This window comes from Vibrio sp. B181a, from assembly GCF_030248375.1.
Lineage (GTDB): Bacteria > Pseudomonadota > Gammaproteobacteria > Enterobacterales > Vibrionaceae > Vibrio > Vibrio campbellii.
Map to the genome: position 1 here is coordinate 103873 of NZ_JAHGAD010000019.1, position 22382 is coordinate 126254.

Below are 22382 nucleotides of genomic sequence, written 5' to 3' on the forward strand. Positions count from 1 at the left end.
CTTCCCGTGACAGAGAGGAATAAAGGAGGCTAAGTGAATACATCACTGGAGTCCGCTATTTCGAAACACCCCCTCCCACTGACGTTACTTTCATCACCATTCGAAAAATTCAGATAAAAAAGCTAATAGTTCCGGTAGTTTAACTACAGTTTTATTTTGAAAAATTGCGTAAACTACTGCAAATCTATTCATTGTTGCTCTATTCCTTGTCGAAACAGCATTCACTAACGGCAAGGCAATTGAGCGCCTAAAACTAAAAAGAAAATACTTCGAAAAGGATTCATATATGAAGGCGTCAGTGGTAAACCAAATCTGGTTATCCGGTAAAATGGTGATGGCAACGAGTAGTTTGGCGTTATCCGGTTTTGCTTATGGTTCCACTCCAGAAACCATTGGTGACATTCAGTTTGTCGACCCAAACTTTGCTGATTGCTTTTCTGGCTACGAAGCGTCTTCACCAAACATTTTGACCGAACTCGACTGCTCCAACAATAACATTACCTCAGTGGAAGAAATTAAATATTTCCCTGCACTAGAAGACTTGATTCTCCTAAATAACAATATTAAAAGCGTCGATACTACACATAATCCAAAGCTCAAACGCCTTATCTTGGCGAACAACCAATTGAGAGATATCGACCTCTCTCATAACCCAGAGCTTGAAACTCTGACTATTTCAGAAAACAACCTGACACAGCTCAACATCAATAAGAACTTGAAGCTGAAAAGTCTCTACGCCTACAAAATGCCTATTGCAGAAATAGACATACGCCATCTATCACGGTTGCGTGACCTTGGATTCAGTGCCCATAAACTGACAGAACTTAATGTTAGCCAAAACTCCGAACTAAAGACGCTCTTTCTTGGAAGTGGCAGCCTAACTACGATCGACTTAAGCCATAACCCAAAGCTTTCGCACGTATCTCTTCAATCAAACCAATTGCAAGAGATTGATTTATCGAAAAACGCGAATCTTAAGCACCTTAACGTGCGCAATAATAAGCTCACCAGTTTGGACTTAAGCCAACAGACCCAGTTGCAAGAAGTTAAAGCAGACTACAACCAGTTAGCCGAATTCCAATTGGGTAAAAACCCGAATTTAACGTCACTAGAGCTAAACAATAATAAGTTGACCAAACTGGACCTGACTCAACAACTGGCCTTGAAGAAGTTCATAGCATTCAACAACCCACTTTATGATATTACATTGGCTAAAGGTCATGAGTTTGATCTGTTTTCAGTCGAGGGTTCACCTTATGCCGCCGCTCTAACGACGACCTCTCAAGCAAGCGAAGAGAAAAACATCTCAAACCTACTATCTCCTCGTGTCAGCATTATTGAAGGTGGTGTAATAACGCAAGAGGGAAAAGAGTACACCGTGACTCCAACACAAATGGTGATGCCAAAACTCGGCCAATACATTGGCTTTCGATACTCGGTTACGTTGCCCAAGAATGCGCAGGGTGAAGTAGAGCCTAGCCTTGCAAAAACCAACAAATTCCCAATCACCGTCCGGATGACACATCCAAAGATTGTCGATCCTAAAACGGGCAAAGGGTTCACCGAATCTACTTGGCCTGACACCATGTTTAAGCATGATCGTAACCTCGCGATGTGGTATTTCGGCGATAAAAGCGAGCTGGTGTCTGGCCGTTGGCAACTCGAGATACTTTACCGCGATAGCGTGGTGGCAAAAAAAGCCTTCCAGCTAGTCAATATGGATGATCCGAAAGAACTCACTTCAATCAAGGAAGCTCTGGTCATGCAAAACTTATTCAGCAAAGGTTCTAGTTATGTTTGTAAAGAAACCGCCTTTCAGCGCTGTTTTGGGTTCGATAGTACTAGTAAATGTGAACAAGCTCTTGAGCCTTACACCGAGAGCTGCCAGTCATTAATGGCACGAGAAATCAAAAAACAAAAGGACAAATTTGACAGTAAAGACGCTCTGAAAAATGCGTTTCTCTTTTATACAGGGTGTTTAATGGGAACCTACGCAGAAGAAAATCATTTCGAGCGAACAGAAGTACTTCAATGTATGAAAAGTAAATAAGGTATTTTTGAATAGAGCCTCCCATCAAGTGAGGCTCTAGTACCGTTAAACTTCTACCCCTGCTTCATCTTCTTCTACGATATCCGTTTCTTGGTTCGCCTCTTCCAACCATTGCTGTAAAGATTCACTTGCTAGTACCTTCTGTTGGTATGCCTTAGCACCTTCCGATAACTCGATGCCATAAGTTTGGAAGCGCAATGCCAAAGGTGCATACATGGCATCGGCGATAGACCATTCTCCAAATAGCCACCCGTTCGGATACTGCTTGGCTTGTTCTGTCCAAATAGCATCAATACGCGCAATATCCTTACGCGCACCATCCGTTAGATCGACTTTTCTGCGTGCGCGGATGTTCATTGGGAGTTCGTTTCTTAAATCAAAGAAACCCGAATGCATTTCTGATGCAATAGCGCGTGCTTTAGCTCGTTCTACGGAGTTGCTTGGCCATGCTCTACCTTGCAAGTACTGCTCGTTAACGTACTCCAAAATCGCTAATGAATCCCACACTGTTGCATCGCCATCCACCAAGGTCGGTACTTTCGCCGTTGGTGTTATGCCTTCCAAGGTCTTGTAAAAATCTTCCGTGAACAACTTCAGCTTGGTGACTTCCACATTCAATTTAAATTGAGAAAAGATCAGCCATGCGCGAAGTGACCAGCTCGAGTAGTTTTGGTTAGCAATAAACAGTTTCATGACGCCTCCATGCGGTTCGTGTTTTGATTACCCATTAACAATATCTGATTGTATTTAAGGGGACTAACGGATAGTTTTGATGGAACACTTCAACAAAAACGATGGATGAGTTTTAGATATGGATATCGATGCGTTACGCAGCTTTCTTGCTTTTGTAGAAACGGGAAGTTTCACTCGTGCAGCCAAGCAGATCAATCGCACCCAATCAGCGTTCAGTGCACAAATGCGTAAGCTGGAAGACGAACTCAGTGTCAGCTTATTTGAAAAAGAAGGTCGCAATCTTGTCTTAAGTGAAGCGGGATTGGCACTACGCTCTCATGCAGAGCAACTAGTCAGCTTGCATAATCAAGCGCTGAAACAGGTGAAACGCTATGAAAATAAGCGTCCTCTTCGCTTAGGTTGTCCAGAAGATTACAACGACAATATCCTGCCTAAAGTCATTCGTGTATTACAACAATCTGAACCCACGTGTTCGATTCAAGTCTTCAGTGAGCCCAGCATCACCTTGAGAGAAAAGCTGGATGAAGGAAAGCTAGACGCCGCTATTGTGACTAGAGCACCGGACAGTGAAGAAGGTTATTGGCTAGCAAGCGACAAAGGCGTGTGGATTGCTCACCCTGATTTTAACATCGAGACCGCCCAACCTCTCCCTCTTGCCCTTTTCCAAACCGACTGCAAATACCATGCGGCAGCGGTAGACGGATTAACCAAACGTGGTATCCCTTATCAACTACTGGCGTGTTGCAATACAGCATCGGCACAAAGAGCGATTGTACGTTCAGGCATGGCTATCGGCGCTATGGGCAGTATTAGCGTTAGCGATGATCTCGAGATCTTAAACGATATGCCATCGCTGCCTTCCGTGGATATTGTGCTGGTCACGGGTGTCGAGCCTCATCCAATACTGGATAAAGAATGCTTGGCGCAATTGGTGGAGTTAATGGCTTAGCCGGATTAGCTAGCCAATCACAAAGTTAAATTCGCCCGTTAATCGCCCGTCGATTCGTATAGTTTCAAACTGTAGAGAATCACGGGCTTTGCCGCCCCACCATTCATCACCAGTATTGCCTTTTAAGTACAGCTGAGTGGTCAGCAGCTCTTGGTTATCACGCCACAACTTGACGTGAATGTGCGGCGGACGAGAGGCATAAGGCACAGGATACAAGGTCTGAAACAAGTAGCGACCATCCGATTGGGTTTCTGCCGCGCCAAAGCCTGCAAAGTGAGCATCAAACTTATCATTATTTGGCTGGTTAGGATGATCGTAAATCCCCTGTCCATCGCATTGCCAGATTTCTACTTTGATGCCTGAGAGAGGATTTCCCATTGTAACCACGACTTTGCCTTGCAACACGATAGGTTCACCGACCAAGCCTTCTGATTGCAGAATCAAGTTTTGACGAAGAGGAATATCTACTACTGGATAAAATGGCCCTTCTGTTTGTGCTGGCGTTGGCCGCATTGGTGTTTTCGCTTTTAAAGAGGGTGCGAACAACAATGTCCACAGCGCTAAAAAGTGTCTTCTTTCCATGGTGCCACCAATACAATTGCGTTGAATTAAGTTTGGTGGAACTTGAGGGATTTGCCATGACGAATATAAAAAATGCCCCTGCAAGAGAGTCATTCGCAGAGGCACTGTGGAACTAAATGATGAGCGTTGATTGAAGGATTATGCGGCTTCGAACGCCAATGCTTTCTTCTCTACCTGACGGAAAACGAGAGTTAGCAGACCATTTACCGTTAAATAAAATGCGCCTGCAATACCAAATACCGTCAACGTATCGTAAGTTTGTGCGTTAATGCGCTGTGCGTAACCCATCAGATCCATGATCGTAATCGTGCTTGCTAGTGACGTGCCTTTGAAGACCAAAATCACTTCGTTCGAGTAAGCCGGAACAGCACGACGAATAGCGTAAGGCAGTAGCACTTTCAGCGTTGCGGCTTTGTTCATACCTAATGCACGACACGCTTGCCATTGACCGGAAGGAATCGCGTTAAACGCCCCTTTGAACAACTGAGTACTGTACGCCGCGGTATTGAGCGCTAGCGCTAACATCGCACAAAACCAAGGTTGGCTTAACCATGTCCAGAATACGCTTTCTCTTACGACATCAAACTGACCTGGTCCGTAATACACCAAGAAGATCTGCACCAATAAAGGCGTACCAGTAAACAAGGTGATGATGCCACGACTTAACCAATGCAAACCCGGAGTACGTAAGATCAGAGTCAGCGTCATCATCAAAGCTAAGAGACAGCCCACCACCAAAGAAGCGGCAGTCAATTGAAGGCTAGTGCCTAAGCCATCCAGCATTTGCCAAACGTGTTGTTCGTTCATGCGGTTGCCTCCTGTCCCATGCTCATGCCTTGAATTGAGAACTTCTTATCAATCAGTTTGACGGCACGTTGCGTAATCAAAGTAATGCCTAAGTAAATCGCAGCAGCAGTTGCATACCATGTAAACGCTTCATGGGTCGCTGCAGATGTTAGCTGCGCTTGTTTCAACAAATCCGTTACACCAATCAGTGATACAAGTGCGGTGTCTTTCAGCAGAACCAACCATTGGTTAGTTAAACCTGGTAGCGCGTGTCTTACTGCTTGTGGCAAAACAATGCGAACGAAAGCGTGTGCTTGACTGATGCCGAGTGCACTTGCTGCTTCTCTCTGCCCTCTTCCAACGGCTTTTAATGCGCCACGTAGAGTTTGAGAAGCGTACGAAGCGAAGATCAATGACAACGCCACCACGCCAGACAAGAACGGGCTAACTTCAATAAAGTCGCCGGTGATTAAAAACAGAACCTGCGTCGAACCAAAATAGATGAACAACACGACAAGGATTTCTGGCAAGCCACGTACAATCGTCACAAACGCCGTCATTGGCCATTTAACGAAAACGCGGCGAGACATTTCACCACTGGCGAATACCACTGCCAGAATCAAACCGACTAGAAGGCTTGTGAATGCTAGCTGGACAGTCATCCAACTAGCTTGAACAAGCGATAAAGAGTAACCCGTTAGTGCCATATTACTTACCGAAGTACTTGTTGTAGATTACGTCGTATTCGCCGTTCGCTTTCACTGTTTTCAGTGCCGTGTTCAGCTTGTTTACTAGCTCATCATTACCTTTGTTTACTGCGATACCGAAACCGTTACCGAAGTATTTAGGGTTAGTGACGTGCTCACCCACATACGCTAGGTTGTCTTCTTTCTTGAACCATTCTGCTACAACTGCTGTGTCACCGAATACAGAATCAATACGGCCATTCTTCATATCGATGAATGCGTCTTGGTAGCTTGAGTAAGGAACCGCTGTTACGCCCGGCATTTGCTCAATCAGGTAGCTTTGGTGTGTTGAACCGTTTTGAACACCAACACGCTTACCTTCTAGTGCTTTTTGGTCAGCCACTTTTTCTTTGATAGAAACAAACGCTGCTGAGTTGTCGTAGTAAGGGTCAGAAAAGTTCACTTGCTCCAAACGCGCGTCAGTAATATCCATTGCAGAGATAGCCGCATCGTAGCGCTTGAATTTTAATGCAGGGATTAGGCTGTCAAAAGATTGGTTGTGGAAGGTACATTTTGCTTCCATTTCTTTACATAGTGCATTCGCCAGATCCACATCAAAACCTTGGATTTGGTTGTTTTCATCCATGTATTCGAACGGTGCGTAAGTCGCTTCCATCGCAAATTTGATCTCTTCTTGTGCTGCTGCGTTTGCTGCCATGGTTGCAGAAGAAAGGCCGATTAGTGAAGCTAGTAAAATCTTTTTCATTGCAATACTCCGTGTGTACTTAGTGGGCTGACACTCGCAATGACAGCCGAGCTTATCTGTTAAATAGACTGAACTTTAAAAACGTAATTTAGTGATTTAGGTAATCAGCAAACTGAGTGGTTTGCGGATTAACAAATGCGTCGTGCGTGCCGTGTTCTACGATGTGTCCTTGTTCTAGGTATAGAACATGGCTAGCGATTTTCTTGGCGAAATCCACCTCGTGGGTCACAACGACTTGTGTAATTCCGGTTTCGCTTAAATCATTAATGATTTTGACCACTTGGTTCGTGATTTCAGGGTCAAGCGCCGCGGTAGGCTCATCAAAAAGCAAGACTTCTGGTTTCATCATCAGGGCTCGGGCAATCGCCACACGTTGTTGCTGACCGCCAGAAAGTTGCATCGGCCATGCATCCGCTTTGTCTGCCAAATGCAGCGTCGCGAGAATTTGCATTGCCTGCTTCTTCGTTTCTTCTTTATCCATGCCAGAGACTTTTACCGGAGCCTCAATCAGGTTCTCCATCACTGTCATGTGTGGCCATAGGTTGTACTGTTGGAACACCATGCCCACTTTACGACGAAGCGCTAAACCTTGCTTCTCTTTGATTTCAGTTGAAAAGTCGAATGCGTCATCAGCGATGTTTAACTGGCCGTTATCCGCCCCTTCAAGAAGGTTAAGAACACGTAGTAGAGAGCTCTTCCCTGCACCACTTGGACCGAGTAACACCAGCGTTTCACCGCTTTCACAATTAAAACTGACATCGTGTAGAACTTGGGTATCGCCGTAAGACTTATTGATACTTTTAACTTGAATACTCATGCTGCCATACTGCATTAATTGTCATTTGGGGCTTATACTAGCAAGAAAGAGATTTTATGCAATAAAAATGTATAAAAATTTAGATTGTTAATTTTTTGTATAAGAAACAACCAAACCAGTAGAGTATATGACTGGTGCAATGAGTGAGGTTTTAACCGTATTTGTTGATCAAAAAAGTCCATAATTTCGATAGCTTAGAATTCCATTGGAGACTCAAGCCAATGCTCTTCAGTGCCACTAATTGAGAGCATTATTCCGAAAGGCAGTAACTGGTTGTATAAGCATTTTCCCCTCTCATTTTGAGAAAAAATCTCGCGTAGCTTTTCTTCACTTCTTCAAGGCTCAAAATTGAGACAAACAGGATTCATTTTGTAAAAATCTGATTTGCTTAGCGTATTCATCTTATAAAGAATTTATCAAAAAAGAGATGTTCTAGTACTTTCTTGAATTGGTCTGACCGATCGCCAATACTTTCTTCTAATTTGACTCGCAATTTGAGTAATCGAAGTTTTTGATTGGGACAACTCAATAATGAAGCCATATCGTTCTGCGCTGCTTGCGCTGGGTTCTTTGAGCCTGTTGTTTACACCTGTGACATGGTCAACCACAGCAATCGTTTTACCGGGGCTGCATGAACAAGGTGTTGATCTACAAGATGCACCGGTTTCTGCAGCGGCAGCGCTTGAGTGGGAACTAGATAATGCCGATGTCGTTTTTGGCGCATATGAAAATAAAAGCGATAACGAACGCGTGAATGCGATTGGTTATATGTACAACCAAAAGCTGGAACTTAACTCAGGTTGGCTGGAAAACGATATACGTAACCAAGCAGAAACAAAGAACATCGATTATGAAGACTTTTTTCTTCATTTTTCGGAAGACACTATCCTCGCTGAAGTCGACTCAAGCCATGGCGAGAATACCCTACTCAATCGAAAGCCAATGATTGTTGGTTATACGGCTAGTGCTGACCACGCAGGCTTTTGGTTATATCAACAACCACCATGGGACGCTGACGTATTTGGTCAGACGAATAATGGTGGTGCTCTCTATGTTTATCACTCAGAGAAGTTCGACCGCTTAACCTTTAAGTTCTCCCAGTTTGCTCAAGGCGGCAGCTTCACGATTGAATACCCTTCTGCCATAGACTCATTTGGTCAGGTATCTGAGTGGAAGCCGTTTGATGTTAAGAAAGATAAAACGCTGAATATGACCAAAAACCAAACGGTAAACTGGTCAGTTCCTTCGGATTGGGTTCGCGCTACAACGCACTATGGCAGCGGAAAGACCTATGGCGGCGGTCAGTACTTTGGCTCCACCTTTTTACGCGATGGCGGCCGTCTTTACGTTGCGAAAATTACTTGGCATGACGAAAACATCGAGAATCGCCCTCGTCTAAAAGAAGTAAAGCTCAAAAACAGCTTCCAAACCGTTAAGTTGACCGACGCTCCAACGGCGACACCTGAAGGTCAAGCCATTCAACGCTGGCGCAAAATTCGTGGCTTCGACAAGTCTGCGGACCTAAACCAAGACAACTATCTTTCCTGGAATGAATACAAAAACCGTTCGAATAAGAATGCAACAGCACGATTTCGTTGGGAGTCACGTGTTATTCCATTTGGTCGTATGTGGAACCAAACCTCTTCTTGGGCATTAACCAATCTAGGCAACCCCGACTTTGCCAACGCAATGCACCACTATTACCAAGCTGAATGGGCGAAGCAAGGATTAAACGGTGCGTACAACGACGATACGAATAAGTTACTCGGAGCAAATCAGTTCTACGTTTATTCCGGTGGTACCGTGGATGAACTTGGTTTAGTCGCGGGTAGCCAAGCTGCTGAAGATGCTTACAAAGCGCAATTCTCGGCATTTTTAAACAAACTGGCGACGCTGGATGCGGATGCGTTAATTGGCCTCAACATCGGCACGGCAAACTTATTCGGCCAAAATGGACAAAACCACTTAGTTGAAGCTGGTTCTCTATATTTACGCGAGCATTACCTTTTCCCTTCTACTGGCTTTAGTGGCTATGCTGGCTTAGCGAAGTTTTGGGATAACTCTGCACTCGCCAAAGCGGGTCAGAAAGTGATTTATCAAGCAACCACGCGTTATGGTCGTGTTCAATACTTTGGCAACACTGAAAATAACTGGAAGCAAGACCAATACTCTACACTGGCAACGTTCTACTTAAATCATCACCCTGAGCGTAGCTTTTTTAATCAATGGAATAGTAGCTACTTATATGGCAGTAACAACACTACTGCCGACAACTTCTGGAAAGCTGGCGTACCAAAAAACATCGCTTATCAACCAAGTGCGTTACTCGCCGTCGACTTGGGCGAGCCTGCCAATCTAATACCTGAAGGTTCTGAAGCGATACCACTTATGATGTCCACCAGCACGCCGACAAAGTCCGATTATACAATCATTGGCGATTCCACCATGAATGAAGTCGTTCATGCAGATTTACCCGAAGACATTACTTACCTTTATCCCACTTATACATACTTTGCCTATCGTTCAAGCACAGATGTTGTCGCTCAAGGTCCATCAGAAATGGTGTTAGCACGCGAGTTCACCAACGGGCTTGTGCTATATCGCACCGACTTCTTTGGCAAAAATGCAAACTATTTCTCCGCACCTAAAATCACCATCACATTAGACAAGCCAATGATGCCCGTAGACAAAGACGGCAATATTGGTGACTACGTGTCGCACATTGAAATCGGCGGTTATGAGGGGATATTCTTACTTTATTGAATTGCAGCATCAATTGAAATTTGTCACTCACGCCTTCTGTCTAGAGTGTCCCAGATTCATTTAAGTGCAACTTTGTACTTTGAACGACACAACGGGACTCCAACAGCACCAGATACCAACTCGGTTGCTTATGCCGTTTTGACAAGGCATTATGAGGTCGACAATTTATAAAATAAAAATGGAGACGCTCAAGTGAGTGAAATAACGTCATTGGAAGCACTAGAAGCCCTTTATGGTCAGCCAAGTCAACGAGCAAAAAACAAAGTTATGTTCGAGCTAGATGAATATGCCCAGACATTAATCAATCACAGTCATTTTGTTCTCTTTACAACCAACGATGAACAAGGTTTTACTGATATATCCCCCCGTGGTGGACTGCCAGGGTTTATTAAAATTTTAGACAATAAAACCCTGCTAATGCCCGACAGCTCTGGTAATAATCGACTGGACAGCTTTAAAAACATTCTTGCAAATCCAAAGGTCGGACTTTTATTTATGGTGAACGGGATTGATGAGGTCGTGAGACTAAAGGGCGTTGCCAGTTTACACACAGATGAAACGTTAAAGTCAATGTGTCCTGATGGGAACAAGGTGCCTAAAATCGTCATCAAAATTCAAGTAGAAAGCTTATACTTCCATTGCGCTAAAGCCGTCATGCGTGCAAAGCTTTGGAACGATACGTACCGCGTCGATAGAAAAATCCTCCCTTCTCTTGCTCAAATCATGAAAGCACAGCAGAACAACCCCGACTTAGTGGCGGCCACTCAAGAAGAGATGGTCGAATATTACAAGTCAACGCTTTAACGAGCGCTTGTTTAAAAATGCCGCATCATGGCTTGATGCGGCATTTATCGTTGTATCAGAGTGTATTTAATCGAAAGCAATACCCAGCAAGCATGACTGCGCTCTGATGCAAGATACAAACATGATGAGTACTTTTACTCTGGTTTCGATACAACTCGCATGTTGTCCAGATAGTAATCAGGGATAGCACGTGGGTAGAATTTATCGTCTAAGCAATTAAAATAGAACGCATTTTTTTCTGATGATTCTGGGGCCAAACCACATGCTTTTAGCGCACGTGTTTTGTTAATAAACTCTGGTTTTTGGTTATCAAAGATCTCCTCAACAAAATAGAATTTGTTGCCTTTAACCACACCGCCGTTCGCACGTTCAAACATGCTTTCCGTCAAAGCAAAATTTGCGACTTCGTTGTCGTTCATATTGCTGTATATCTTCAATGTGTAGTGACTAACATCAGCATCAAATAGCTGATCTTTTGTCAGCACTAATTCTTGCTTGGCAAACATAATGTTTCGGTACACGATTGCTCCGCTGTTATGAGTGAGGATCACTCGGTACCCGCTCACATCCTGCCCAGCAAATTGCAAATCGGTATTAAGAATGGCTTGCGTATTATTGAAGAGCGTCTGCCAAGGATTAATCGCATCCGAAATATATTTATAAAGCACCATCAGAGGTGTTGTACCGCCGGTATTATCGTCTAACGTTGCAGTGCCTTTTGGTTGATCGAGCAATGAACCGACGGTAATCGGGAAAGCACGGTAGCCAAAATTAGGCACATAAACGCACTTTTCTTCCAAAGTAATGCCATTGGTGAACCCACTCCCTGCAATCTCATCGCTGTTACACAAGTAACGCTCCGACTCTCCAATAATGACTTTTGGTAAGTGTTTAATCACCGCGTTCACTGCGCTTGCCAGGTTGAACGTTTTTCCGATATGGGCGAGCTTAAAGTTGGTCGTCACCGCACTATTCATCGCCTGAGACGCCTGGTTAACAAAGGTCGCGCCAGTCGGGCCCGTTGTAATTTTGACAAGGGAGTTAAACAAGCGACGAATGTTCGGAACCATCGCTTTTTTCCAAATATCAGAGCTTAAGTTAACGCGCGACACGCCTTTCTTCATTACTTCCCAAGAAGCTTGCTCTACATTGGCAGGTTTTGCATCAGCGCTTACTTGGTCTTTTGATACAAATAAGTAAGCCTCGTTTTGTTGGATATAAGAGCGAAGGTTCGAAAGAAACTGGACAACAGAAAGAGCCTTATCTCCAGATTCAAAATACTCGACTGGGTAAAGTATCTCTGAATTTCCTGCTGGTAGCCCTTCCAATCCAAATAACATTACCTCTGCGAGGCTAATCTCTGCATAAGATGTATATGAATTGCTCACCGTTTTCACGATAGGTGTTGTCGTACATTCAGCGCATCTCACCAAGTCTCGGATAACATCCGTAAGAAGTTTGTCCAATTCTCTTTCTGCGGTTGTCATTGTTAGCTTTTCCGCAAGGTAGAGTTCTGAGAAGAGTAATTCTTGGTAATGAATTTTATCCGCCTTTGTTGGTTTAGGCGCTAAGAACTCAATTGGCTCCATTTCGGTTTCACGAAAGCGCTTTGTTTCGTCCTTGTACTGCACTAACAGTTGCTTCTTGGCGCCAACAAAGTCTAGACCGGTTTTCCCACCGTTTTCCTTAAGCTCCTGCTGAATGATCTGATTTAACTGAGGTTTAAAACGTGTATCCATGATTGCTTGAGTATCTGCGACGATTGGACTGAAATAGCCTTGATCGCCATGATGTACGTCAGCAAGAATGAAACCCATGTCATCGAGCATTTGAAGTTTAATATTAAGATATTGCTTTTTGACTGGCTCTTGTTCCGCATACCAATCGGATACAACCGTCTTGCGCTTGTCATAGAGATAGCTGCTACAAGCCTCTTCATCAAGTCGGTAGTTTAGACAGTGTTTGGACATCACAAGCTGAAACAGGTACAGCGAATCGTGATATGTCGGGTCGACTTGATCATAATAAACCGTCTGGACGACCGATGAATGGTTAACCTCTTGAGCAAAAGAAATGTGAGATGAAAGCGCACTTAACAACATAAGCGGCAGAAACTTAGATATTTTCATGTATTTTTATTACCACTGCGATTTGATGTAATCGCTATTTATATTAATAACAACAGCCGCTGTTTTAAGTGAATCATGGTAATCAAATCGTTAGTTACTTACTGATAATACTAAAAATAAAAAAAGACCCCGCAATATTTATAAACACGCCATCAATTAACAAAATAATAAATAAAAAGACAAAAGTTTAAGCCCATAGTATTTGTGAGGATTTCACCTTTGTTTGTTAGAGGTCTTGCGGTGGACAGAGAAGAGAAGAGAAGAGAAGAGCAACAAGGCTGATGCCAGGAGGAGAATGAAGGTGAGGAGCATCAAAGGCTTTATCTCAGCAATAAAAATGCCGCTCACTATGGCATGAGCGGCAATTTAATCGAGGTCTAACCTAATGAAATTTAACCTTTTCTAGCCATCACTTTGCGGTCTTTTCAAAACTCGCAACAATACTCGTTTGGTCAAAATTACGGTAACCGCGAATCATGATGTTGAACATACCCGCAGGTTTGTTGAGAACACACTGCTCATTACTACCATTTTGGAATGGGCGACAGTCGAAACTCGTTACGGATACAGAATCGTTATACTTAACGAACAAGTCAGCATCACCACTTCTCGGGCCTGACATGGTGATCGTCACCTGCCCTGCTTCTTGTGTTTCAAAGGTAAAGAATTGCTCTTCGCCATACCCTGCCTGCAAATTGTCAACGGGGTCACCATCTTGTAATGGCGTCACACCCGATACGCTATCCATGCTCGACTCTACCAAATAAGCCACTGCGAGTTTAGCGAAATTGCTAGCATGAGTTGCCGTTGGATCCGCGTTTTCTAAAGTATCAAACTGGGTATGAATATTCGGGTTGTAGTCTTCAAACATACTCTCGAAAGGCATTGCAGCTGGGTAGCCAGCATTATGCCAAGATGCATGGTCAGAACATGCGTAGCCACATCGGTCAAAGGCGTAGGTGATTTCAGGCGCATACTCATCAATCAACTCAGCCAAAAAGGCCGTTAGGTTGCTGTCCGTATAGTCTGTAATGAACGTAATGTCATGAGCAGAGCCATTGTAGTTAGTCATATCCAGCTGCAAGGCTGAAAGAACGTTGGCTCCTTGGCTACTCAGCATTGATACCACGCCTTGGGATCCTCTTAAGCCGACCTCTTCCGCCGCATAGCCATAAAACTTAATCGTACGATCAGGTTGTACTCCACTGGCGATCATCAATCGAAGCGCCTCCGTTACGGTAGCAATACCCGATGCATCATCGTCCGCACCTGGAGAGATGGTGTGCTCTTCTGTCCAAGTCCCTGCCGTCGAGTCTAAATGGCCACCCACAACAATAATTTCTTCTGGGTACTTCGCTCCTAATAAGGTGACTTCAACTGACTTTTGAGGGAACCCAGCATGAGGAATTTGCACCGCAGATGCATAACTCACTCCCTCGATTTCTTTTAGCCAGCGCTCTAACAACCAGTTCGAGGCTTCAATACCCGTCGGTGTCCTATAAAAACGGTTGGTGAAAGATGTCATGTCTTCAATCGTTTTCACCAAGTTGGTTGGCTCTACCTGATTGATGAGCGTTTCGACCGCTTCATGATGGCTTATCGTGGGCTTGTTAAATGTTTTTATTGTCGTCGGCATCGCTGCCGCTTTCATTGCACTGGCTTTATCTGGGTGCACCATATAGCCACCACAGCGATGTTTGTCATGGTGCATGTGACTGGATAACGTCGCTAACTTATCTCGAGGAATCTTAGCAACGATCGCTGGGCGCGCACCGAAAAAGTCAGAATACACCACCGCGCCGTGTTGAATAGCTAAGTGCTGAGCATCCGCGTCTGTTGTGATCCACACCTCTTCTTGCGACGGAGCTTCACTCGCAGCAACAGTGCCGCTCAGTAATGCCATCGCTAATAAGCTCTTTTTCATTTGTTGTTTTTCCTTTTCTAGCCGTACATGACGAATTAGGGCTCCGTTGGGAGCCCTTTATATTGCGTTATTATTTATTTGGTTTTAGGAATCGGTAACGCTTCGTTTCAGAACACACATTTCCAGAAGTACACACTTGGTATTCCACATCGATCGTGCCGTTGTGCTCAAACTGGTCAACGTAAGACTGGAAGTCCGTTGCACCTACGTTTTTACCATCACGCTTCACGATGAAGTAATCGTCAGTGCTGTATTTCCAAGAAAGTTTGACACGAGCTTTACCATTCGGGAACTTGTTACCAAAGTTCAGTTTCAGCGGGAACGCATCCGTTTGGCCTTCTTCGATCGTCACTGTTTGTGTCGTCGAAGTTGCACTACCTGCATCATCCGTCACGGTTAACGTTACCGCGTAGTCACCTGCCGCAGCGTAGGTGTGTGATACCGTTTCACCAGTTTGCGAATTACCATCACCTAGGCTCCATTGGTAAGAGACAATGTTGCCGTCACTATCACTACTTGTACTACGAAGTTGAACCGTTTTACCCGATACTGATTGGTCAAACGACGCTACTGGTGGCACGTTTGCACTGCTATCATCGTAAGTCGCCGATAGCTCTGCGTTATCGTATGCAGCGTAACCGTAAACGTTGATGGTGTAGCGGCCTTGCTCTGGGTTTTCAATGACACACACTTCGTCTGATACTGAAGCGCTAGAACAAATGTTCTCCGTCGAGCTTGGCGCGTAATCAAAACCAACGTAGATATCCGGATCACCATTTGGCGCTAGCAGGTTAATCGTCAACTGTTGCTTGCCTTCTGGTACTTCGATATCAAAGTAAGTCTTCGAGCCTGTGTCACCATTCACGGTTACCGAGCTGCCATTCTCTAAGCGTTGGTATTCTGGCTCTGGTGGCAATGGTGGCTCCGCACAAGGCTCTACACCCACAATGCCAAAGGCATCAACAACCGCAGATGCGTCGTAACCTAGGTCAGTTGCGGCACTTTTAACACCACATGCTCCCTCCCAGAAATCACTGTTTTGTGACCAGTAGATCTGGTTAGCAAGTACGAACAGTTCAAACGCTTTCTTGGTATCCCAGCCATCCGTTGTCGCAAGATGGTAGAAAGCTTTGTTGAATACGCCCGAGCTGTAGTGCACATTCAATCCATCGTAATAATCTTGAGCATGGTTGATAGAAGAACCATCACGCGAAGGGTCATCCATGTAACGCAGGGCGCCATCTTCTTTAAAGATGTCTTTACCGACCATCCAGTCATTTTCGCCCTTCATGTAGTATTCTGCCGCTTCACCTGCGATATCCGAGAAGGCCTCGTTCATACCACCAGACTGATTAGCGTAAACCAGGCCTGAGTTTTGCTCGGTAAAGCCATGGCTCACTTCGTGCGCTGACACATCAAGGCTAACCAGTGGGTAGAAGTAACTCTCACCATCACCGAATGTCATTGCCTGACCATCCCAGAACGCGTTTTCGTACCCAGTGCCGTAGTGAACGCGCATCATCAGCTTAAAGGTAAGCGGTGCCGTATCGAACCAGTTTTTATACATGTCGAATACGATGTTGCCAAAATAATGGGCGTCGTTCAGTGGCGAGTAAGCGCCGTTGATTTCTTGGAATTCATTGCGCGGACATTCGTAGCTGTATGGAGTAGAACCTTCAGTACCACCATTTAGGTTAACCGTGACAACGTTCTCCGACTCCATCACACAGTTAGTGCCATCCTCTTGCACGTCCAGGAAGTGGTAATCCGTACCGTACTCGTACATACCCGTTTTTTCATTACCACCAGGGCCTGTACCGATTTGTGCGTGTGCAATCCCTTCCCAACGATCGATGATTTCGCCACTGTGAGCATCTAGCATAGTAAACGGACGAGATGGTTGAAGGCTGTTCGCTAACAGATAAGAAACCACGTAGACTAAACGAGTCTTCTTGCCGTCTTGATAGATGAATAACTCATCTTCAACGTTTCGCAGGAACTTAACTGCGAAGCCTTTATCCTGAAGGTTTTTAGACGCGACTTTTAATGCATCTGCACGGTTCAACTTCGGCTTAACAAAGCTACGATCCAAGTCATTCACACGGAGGTAGCTTCCTTGTACCGTTTTTAATGCACCACCCTTAAAGCTTTGCGTCGCATTCAGAGAATGGCCCCAAACAGGAACACCCCAAACGTTTTGCTGAATCTTAACTTTATAAATGCCACGTTTTTTAAGGTGGATACTTTTCACCTGTTTAAAGCTAGAAGCATTGTTAACACCCAGTTGAGAGTTAAGGCCAGAGAAGTTGGTGAAGTTAACTGGCTTGGTAAGTGTGACTGATTCACCTGCATGTACTGACATGGTCATTACACCTGCAACAGCGACTGCTATCAGACGTTTCTTGATTATCATTTATCTATCTCCTTGATGTATTCGAGTCGAATCTATCAGAAAAAAACACATCAAAGTCGATATTTAAAACCAATAAAATAGTTGTGATACATCAATTCTATAAATCAATGAAACTGGCAAATCTAAAAGTTACAAAATTGTTACAACTAAATTTTTCATGGAAGAAGATCTCATTTATAAAATCCAAGAAATACATTTTTATCATTAGATATTTTTATTTAAAAATATTGTTTTCTTAAATTTCATTGTGAACAAAAAATTTATTGCACCCAGAAGAAATAGAGAGACCGATTTTAATATCATTATTATCTAAGTCATGAAATTTAGCATATTAAACTTTGTATTTTCAAATACAAAATATCAAAAACCAAGTATTAGATAAAAGTTCAGAATGAATGCCATCCCGATTAAAACTCGACCACTTACCGCAATCGTTTTCGTTGCAAGCGCCCTTTAAACTTAACTAGAAAATCCATACCACGACTTGATATAAACTGTCATAAAACCCACATAATACAAGGTTATTTATGAGATTATCGAGAAGGATAAGCATTTAAAATCAAATAATTTGAATAAATAAATGACATTTCACATATTAAATTTTCTGTTTTAAACAAGAAAAGGATCACGTAAAAATCAGGATATAAATAAAGTCAAAGAACTCATTTATTAAGAGGTATAAAATAAAACAAATCAGTAAAGTTATAATAGACCAAAACCAATCATATTTGATGTTATTAATAGTTTTATTCCATTTTTAAATAGACTCAAAGTTTAGGTAATAAAAAAGGCTACCCAAAGGCAGCCTCTTAGTAATTTGGTCAAAGGATCGGTATCAAGCTAATTCACCAGCACCTTGAATAGAACGCTCACTATTTTCGACAAGGAACACGGTAGCTGTCTGTTTTAAGGTTTCCCACTCAGCATCCTCCACAAATATACCCTCTGCCCATGATGCCTTTTGTGCACGGCTTAGCTCTTCACCTTCGATATGAATAGTGTAGCCTTGCGAACTCGCATCAAGGTTAAAATCGTTGGTGGAGAGTTCTATGATCATGTCGTGATAATCCGTATCGTGCCCTTCTACCACATCAGAAAAGAAGACTTCTGGTGCAATGTGACCTCGATTTAACACATATAACGTGCGTTTCGGACTGGTACCATTCACCCATTGCGCACGACAGGCTATCCCCTTGGCAGACAATCGAGCTAACTCACTAAATGCTAACCAACGGTTATGGCATTGTTTTAGCGTAACGGTGACAGACTTACTCTTCACCATCTTTTCTAACGCAAAGTCCAGCACCGCTGGTAAATGACATGCAACACTACCATTGTGCAAATCCACTTCAATGGACGAGTCTGTGTTGCCTGCGATGGTGACTGCGCAGTCCGAATCAAGATTAAGGAACAGACTGGCGTTGTTGAAGTGACGTACACCATGTAAACCAACCATTTGAAGGTCCGCAACCATGTTAGCAATCACATCCGCTTCACCACAGTGACGACGCATCCCAAGAAAGGCTTTGTTTACCGCAGCCACTAGCTCATTGTGAGAAACGATCATTATGCAAAACCCCCATCAATTTTTTGATTGTCGCTTCGCGCGATGTCTTCACGCTCAGGCATAGTTGGGAAAATCCAACTATCGGTATACTCAGGATTGTTGATTTCATCCAAAAGTGGGGCTCCTTGGAAGAAGGTCACGCGCACCCAGCGATCAGACCTCGGGTCGAACTTGGTAGCGCCAAACATCGCTAGCTTACAGCGCAGCAAGTGCATTGGCAGGGCATCCTTACGAAGTACGTTCATTTGGATATCACCCATCTCTCTATTACCAAGCGTCCACACACGACGAGTGATTGCACGATACTGCGGGTGTTGCAACAAGAACTCTGCTAACGATGTGTCCGGCTGACACGTTTGTAGAGCATGGGAAAGGCGGTTTACTTGTCGCCCGATATCCAGCGGCAGCTCACGTTCTTCGCCAATCTCCTCTCCACGAACACCTAACCTCGGCTCCTCTTTATCTTGGGAGCGATACCAGAACCAATAGTTGTTCTCTGGTAACGAATAGTCCGCATCAATCGACCAACGGTATTTGTTCTCTAGTATTTGCAAAACATCTTGAACGCTTTTTCCACCTGAAATAGACAAAGATTCATCGGTGTTCATTTGGTTTTCAAATTCATCAACCAAAGACGGGTAAAGCTCGATCAAACATGAAGTTAGGATTTCTTGGGCTTCCAAACTCATTGTTGTGGTTTGTTTGAGCAAGCTTGCCCAGTTCACGTGTTTCGCCATCAAGGCATTCAAGTTAATTTGCAGCGCCTGAAGGTCTTCTATCGCGTTATGGTTCAGTTGGTCTTGATGTTCATTAATGGTGATCACCTGCTCTAAATGACGCTGCGCTTTTGCCAACAACGCTGTCAGTGGCGCTTCTTGCTGGATCTCACAAGGCATCGACAATACTTGAGCAATAGCACGCTCACGTGACGTCATCCATTGATCAACAATGCAAGGGTGGTTGATAAGATAAGGCGCCATACCTAATCCTGTTGCATTCCCCACACCAAGGTAACGTTGTAGCCCTTTGTGTAAAGCAATGGCTTTGTCTCCACCTTGTTGCTGAGCTAGATAGTGCACCCAATCAAGGCTGAACTCTCTAAGCATGTACACCGCACACATTTGCGCACTGAAGGATTGATTGAAATCAGGATTGTTCTCTAACAGCTTAAAATCGGCTATACCAAACTTGCCGTTTCCGTATACGGCTGTCGTTCTCAGTATGTAGCCAACCTCTGCAAGTTCAGTAGGATCTGGTTGCTCACCTTTTGCCAATGCAGCAACGAGATGTTCAAACACGCGGACACTTTTGTTCGCACGAGCAAGAACAAGTACGTTGTTAGGGTTACGCCCTGCTTCTTGCAACGGCACATTGGCTCTTAGCTGTTCTAAGAGCTCGACATGGACATCCCCTTTCACGAGTGCAAAGGTGACGTCCCATTTCTCGGCGATAACGCGATCATTGCGTTCTTCATCGGCAATCTCATCGCAAAATACAACCAAGTGATATACATGCTCTGGCGTCTCAAGCTTATAAATTACATGACCAAAACCACGTGGGCACAATTGCCATTCATGTTTACTGACTTGCCATTCTTGGCTTGCCATCTTTCGAATCAAACTTCTCACAAAGCTGATTCGGTTTTGGTGCATAGCCCCTAGCCTATCTGGCGCCATCACAGTAGCAGCGTCGCGAAGCGTTGTTTCAGTGTAAGTAGAACGATGTGCATCCATTTTGCTCACCACCTATTTTTTATTGTAAGAATATAGACTTGTGCGGGTGTAGGAGGGTTATAACCCGCACAAGCTCCACGTTATTGTTTTTTAAAGCATTGTTTTTAAAGTACGGTTTCTAAATCATTGGTTATCGCTTTCGAGCGACTTATAACCCCTGTTCTTTTGCCATCTTGATGGCGATCTGCGGTGCATTCCATAGTGACGGCAGCAAGATTAACGAGACTGGCACTGCCGTGATCACAATGAAGGATTGCAAAGCAGAAATACCGCCCGAGCCAAGCGAAATCAGAATCAGCGCGACGACACCCATCGCCACACCCCAGAACGTACGAATGATGGCATTTGGCTCTGTTTCACCACTGACCACGACACTGATGGTGTAAGTCATCGAGTCCCCTGTGGTCACAATGAAAATGGTCGTTAACACTAGGAACAAAATAGAAACTAACATCGGCATTGGCAGTTGTTGCGTTACGGCCAGAAGCGCTCCCGGCAAGTTAAAGCCTTCAAACGCCGAACTCACGCTACCAGGGTTCGCGATTTCAAACGCCAGACCTGAACCACCCACAATCGTGAACCAGAAACAGGTCGTCAATGGTGCAACAATACTGATGGTTGTAATGATTTGGCGAATGCTACGGCCACGTGAAATACGAGCAATAAAGATGGCCATCATTGGCCCATAGCCTAGGAACCAACCCCAGAAGAATACGGTCCACCAGCTCAACCAACCTTCATCACCGCGGTAAGTCGCCATCGGGATGAAGTTATCCAACATGGTGCCCACGCCTTGAATGTAACCATTGAAAATAAAGTCTGTTGGACCGAATAGCAGGATGTAAGCCATTAGAGCAATCGCCAAGATGACGTTGTAACGACTCAACATTTGCATGCCACGGTTCAGGCCACTTAGCGCAGAGACAGTGTAAAGTACGATGGCAAAGAGAATAATGATCAGCTGTGTCGTGAACCCATCAGGAATATCAAACAAAGCGTTTAACGCGTAGCTAACCTGTAGACCCAAAAAGCCGATTGGACCAATAGTGCCTGCCGCTACCGCGATGATGCAGCACGCATCAATCAAGGCGCCGATTTGGCCCTTCAGTGCACGCTCACCTAATACTGGGTAGAGCAGAATTCGTGGTTTGAGTGGCAAACCTTTGTCGTAATGTAGATGCATTACCACGATAGACGTTAAGCTACCAACGATGGCCCAAGCAAGGAAACCCCAGTGCATGAAAGACTGCGATAGTGCATTCACTGCGCCCTGCTGTGGGTTATCTTGCGCACCATACAAAGGTGGCGGGCTGACATAATGTGCGATTGGTTCTGCTGCCGCCCAGAACACGCCACCACCAGCGAGTAAGGTACAGAAGATGATCGCCATCCAGCGAAAACCGTCCATTTCAGGCTTGGTTGTGCCACCTAAAATCACCTTACCTGTTCGCCCTGCAGCCAAGCCAAGACCAATAAGAAAAGTGAGAAGAAGCAGTAGTTGCCAATATGGGCCGAAGACTTTCACCGACCATGCAAATCCTGTGTTTACCAATGTAGATAACAGTTCGCCATCATAAAGCGCAATGGCCACGAAAAGTGCGATAAAGCCGCCACTGTACCAAAGTGCTGGGTTACTGAGCCCCAGCTTATCCGGTGAGTTTTCTGTTGCTGAAATGTCGTTGTGTTTTGCTTGTGGCTTCTTTGATGACACGCTCATCGT

16 protein-coding genes are annotated in these 22382 nt (G+C 44.4%); 4 read left to right on the forward strand and 12 right to left on the reverse strand.

The genetic code is table 11. The features are described from left to right. The first annotated feature begins 286 nt into the window (after positions 1-286). The gene (locus KIO97_RS08830; RefSeq protein ID WP_285382023.1) at positions 287-2050 is read left to right on the forward strand and encodes a leucine-rich repeat domain-containing protein; all 1764 of its coding nucleotides are present in this window, start codon (positions 287-289) and stop codon (positions 2048-2050) included. Positions 2051-2095: 45 nt separating this feature from the next. Here KIO97_RS08830 and KIO97_RS08835 read toward each other — a convergent pair whose 3' ends face one another. Then, entirely contained in the window at positions 2096-2743 is a 648-nt protein-coding gene (locus tag KIO97_RS08835; protein WP_285382025.1) for a glutathione S-transferase family protein, read from the reverse strand. A gap of 118 nt (positions 2744-2861) precedes the next feature. Between KIO97_RS08835 and KIO97_RS08840 the strand changes: the two genes are divergently transcribed. Further along, on the forward strand, positions 2862-3692 hold the full coding sequence (locus tag KIO97_RS08840; protein WP_029790706.1) for a LysR family transcriptional regulator: 831 nt from the start codon (positions 2862-2864) through the stop codon (positions 3690-3692). A 9-nt stretch (positions 3693-3701) separates the two neighbouring features. Here the strand turns inward: KIO97_RS08840 and KIO97_RS08845 are convergent, their stop codons facing one another. From KIO97_RS08845 to artP, 5 genes are all read right to left on the reverse strand, one after another. After that, positions 3702-4274: a protocatechuate 3,4-dioxygenase gene (locus KIO97_RS08845; protein ID WP_285382029.1), complete on the reverse strand. Its 573-nt coding sequence runs from the start codon at positions 4272-4274 to the stop codon at positions 3702-3704. Positions 4275-4412: 138 nt separating this feature from the next. After that, on the reverse strand, positions 4413-5081 hold the full coding sequence (gene artM, locus KIO97_RS08850; RefSeq protein ID WP_285382031.1) for an arginine ABC transporter permease ArtM: 669 nt from the start codon (positions 5079-5081) through the stop codon (positions 4413-4415). Further along, on the reverse strand, positions 5078-5767 hold the full coding sequence (gene artQ, locus KIO97_RS08855; RefSeq protein ID WP_005388570.1) for an arginine ABC transporter permease ArtQ: 690 nt from the start codon (positions 5765-5767) through the stop codon (positions 5078-5080). The genes artM and artQ overlap by 4 nt, the downstream gene beginning before the upstream one ends. Position 5768: 1 nt before the next feature. Beyond that, positions 5769-6512 carry an arginine ABC transporter substrate-binding protein gene (locus KIO97_RS08860; RefSeq protein ID WP_005431576.1) on the reverse strand — a complete coding sequence of 248 codons (744 nt, stop codon included), beginning with the start codon at positions 6510-6512 and terminating at the stop codon, positions 5769-5771. Between the two features lie 88 nt (positions 6513-6600). Next, a complete protein-coding gene (artP, locus tag KIO97_RS08865; RefSeq protein ID WP_285382033.1) occupies positions 6601-7329 on the reverse strand; it encodes an arginine ABC transporter ATP-binding protein ArtP in 729 nt (242 codons plus the stop codon). Between the two features lie 531 nt (positions 7330-7860). On the opposite strand from artP, the gene KIO97_RS08870 reads away from it, so the two are divergent. Then, a complete protein-coding gene (locus tag KIO97_RS08870) occupies positions 7861-10092 on the forward strand; it encodes a hypothetical protein (RefSeq protein ID WP_285382035.1) in 2232 nt (743 codons plus the stop codon). 192 nt (positions 10093-10284) lie between these two features. After that, positions 10285-10896: a pyridoxamine 5'-phosphate oxidase family protein gene (locus KIO97_RS08875; protein WP_285382037.1), complete on the forward strand. Its 612-nt coding sequence runs from the start codon at positions 10285-10287 to the stop codon at positions 10894-10896. A 134-nt stretch (positions 10897-11030) separates the two neighbouring features. Here the strand turns inward: KIO97_RS08875 and KIO97_RS08880 are convergent, their stop codons facing one another. The 6 genes from KIO97_RS08880 to KIO97_RS08905 form a co-directional block, all read right to left on the reverse strand. After that, entirely contained in the window at positions 11031-13025 is a 1995-nt protein-coding gene (locus KIO97_RS08880) for a hypothetical protein (protein WP_285382039.1), read from the reverse strand. Between the two features lie 409 nt (positions 13026-13434). Next, entirely contained in the window at positions 13435-14949 is a 1515-nt protein-coding gene (locus KIO97_RS08885) for a M28 family metallopeptidase (RefSeq protein ID WP_285382050.1), read from the reverse strand. A gap of 70 nt (positions 14950-15019) precedes the next feature. After that, positions 15020-17362, reverse strand: coding sequence for a M4 family metallopeptidase (locus tag KIO97_RS08890; RefSeq protein ID WP_045382516.1), 2343 nt, complete (start codon positions 17360-17362; stop codon positions 15020-15022). An 835-nt stretch (positions 17363-18197) separates the two neighbouring features. Continuing rightward, positions 18198-18929, reverse strand: a complete 732-nt coding sequence (locus KIO97_RS08895) for a DUF3726 domain-containing protein (RefSeq protein WP_045382522.1) — start codon at positions 18927-18929, stop codon at positions 18198-18200. Then, complete coding sequence (locus tag KIO97_RS08900; protein ID WP_285382054.1) at positions 18929-20662, reverse strand: hypothetical protein; 1734 nt, start codon at positions 20660-20662, stop codon at positions 18929-18931. The genes KIO97_RS08895 and KIO97_RS08900 overlap by 1 nt, the downstream gene beginning before the upstream one ends. A gap of 148 nt (positions 20663-20810) precedes the next feature. Further along, positions 20811-22379 (reverse strand): BCCT family transporter, encoded by a 1569-nt coding sequence (locus KIO97_RS08905; RefSeq protein WP_373417316.1) that lies wholly within the window; start codon positions 22377-22379, stop codon positions 20811-20813. Positions 22380-22382: the final 3 nt, after the last annotated feature.

Excerpts from the sequence above, each read along its gene's own strand:
- KIO97_RS08830 (WP_285382023.1), top strand. The coding sequence starts at position 287 with ATGAAGGCGTCAGTGGTAAACCAAATCTGGTTATCCGGTAAAATGGTG.
- KIO97_RS08835 (WP_285382025.1), bottom strand. The coding sequence starts at position 2,743 with ATGAAACTGTTTATTGCTAACCAAAACTACTCGAGCTGGTCACTTCGC.
- KIO97_RS08840 (WP_029790706.1), top strand. The coding sequence starts at position 2,862 with ATGGATATCGATGCGTTACGCAGCTTTCTTGCTTTTGTAGAAACGGGA.
- KIO97_RS08845 (WP_285382029.1), bottom strand. The coding sequence starts at position 4,274 with ATGGAAAGAAGACACTTTTTAGCGCTGTGGACATTGTTGTTCGCACCC.
- artM (WP_285382031.1), bottom strand. The coding sequence starts at position 5,081 with ATGAACGAACAACACGTTTGGCAAATGCTGGATGGCTTAGGCACTAGC.
- artQ (WP_005388570.1), bottom strand. The coding sequence starts at position 5,767 with ATGGCACTAACGGGTTACTCTTTATCGCTTGTTCAAGCTAGTTGGATG.
- KIO97_RS08860 (WP_005431576.1), bottom strand. The coding sequence starts at position 6,512 with ATGAAAAAGATTTTACTAGCTTCACTAATCGGCCTTTCTTCTGCAACC.
- artP (WP_285382033.1), bottom strand. The coding sequence starts at position 7,329 with ATGAGTATTCAAGTTAAAAGTATCAATAAGTCTTACGGCGATACCCAA.
- KIO97_RS08870 (WP_285382035.1), top strand. The coding sequence starts at position 7,861 with ATGAAGCCATATCGTTCTGCGCTGCTTGCGCTGGGTTCTTTGAGCCTG.
- KIO97_RS08880 (WP_285382039.1), bottom strand. The coding sequence starts at position 13,025 with ATGAAAATATCTAAGTTTCTGCCGCTTATGTTGTTAAGTGCGCTTTCA.
- KIO97_RS08885 (WP_285382050.1), bottom strand. The coding sequence starts at position 14,949 with ATGAAAAAGAGCTTATTAGCGATGGCATTACTGAGCGGCACTGTTGCT.
- KIO97_RS08890 (WP_045382516.1), bottom strand. The coding sequence starts at position 17,362 with ATGATAATCAAGAAACGTCTGATAGCAGTCGCTGTTGCAGGTGTAATG.
- KIO97_RS08895 (WP_045382522.1), bottom strand. The coding sequence starts at position 18,929 with ATGATCGTTTCTCACAATGAGCTAGTGGCTGCGGTAAACAAAGCCTTT.
- KIO97_RS08900 (WP_285382054.1), bottom strand. The coding sequence starts at position 20,662 with ATGGATGCACATCGTTCTACTTACACTGAAACAACGCTTCGCGACGCT.
- KIO97_RS08905 (WP_373417316.1), bottom strand. The coding sequence starts at position 22,379 with ATGAGCGTGTCATCAAAGAAGCCACAAGCAAAACACAACGACATTTCA.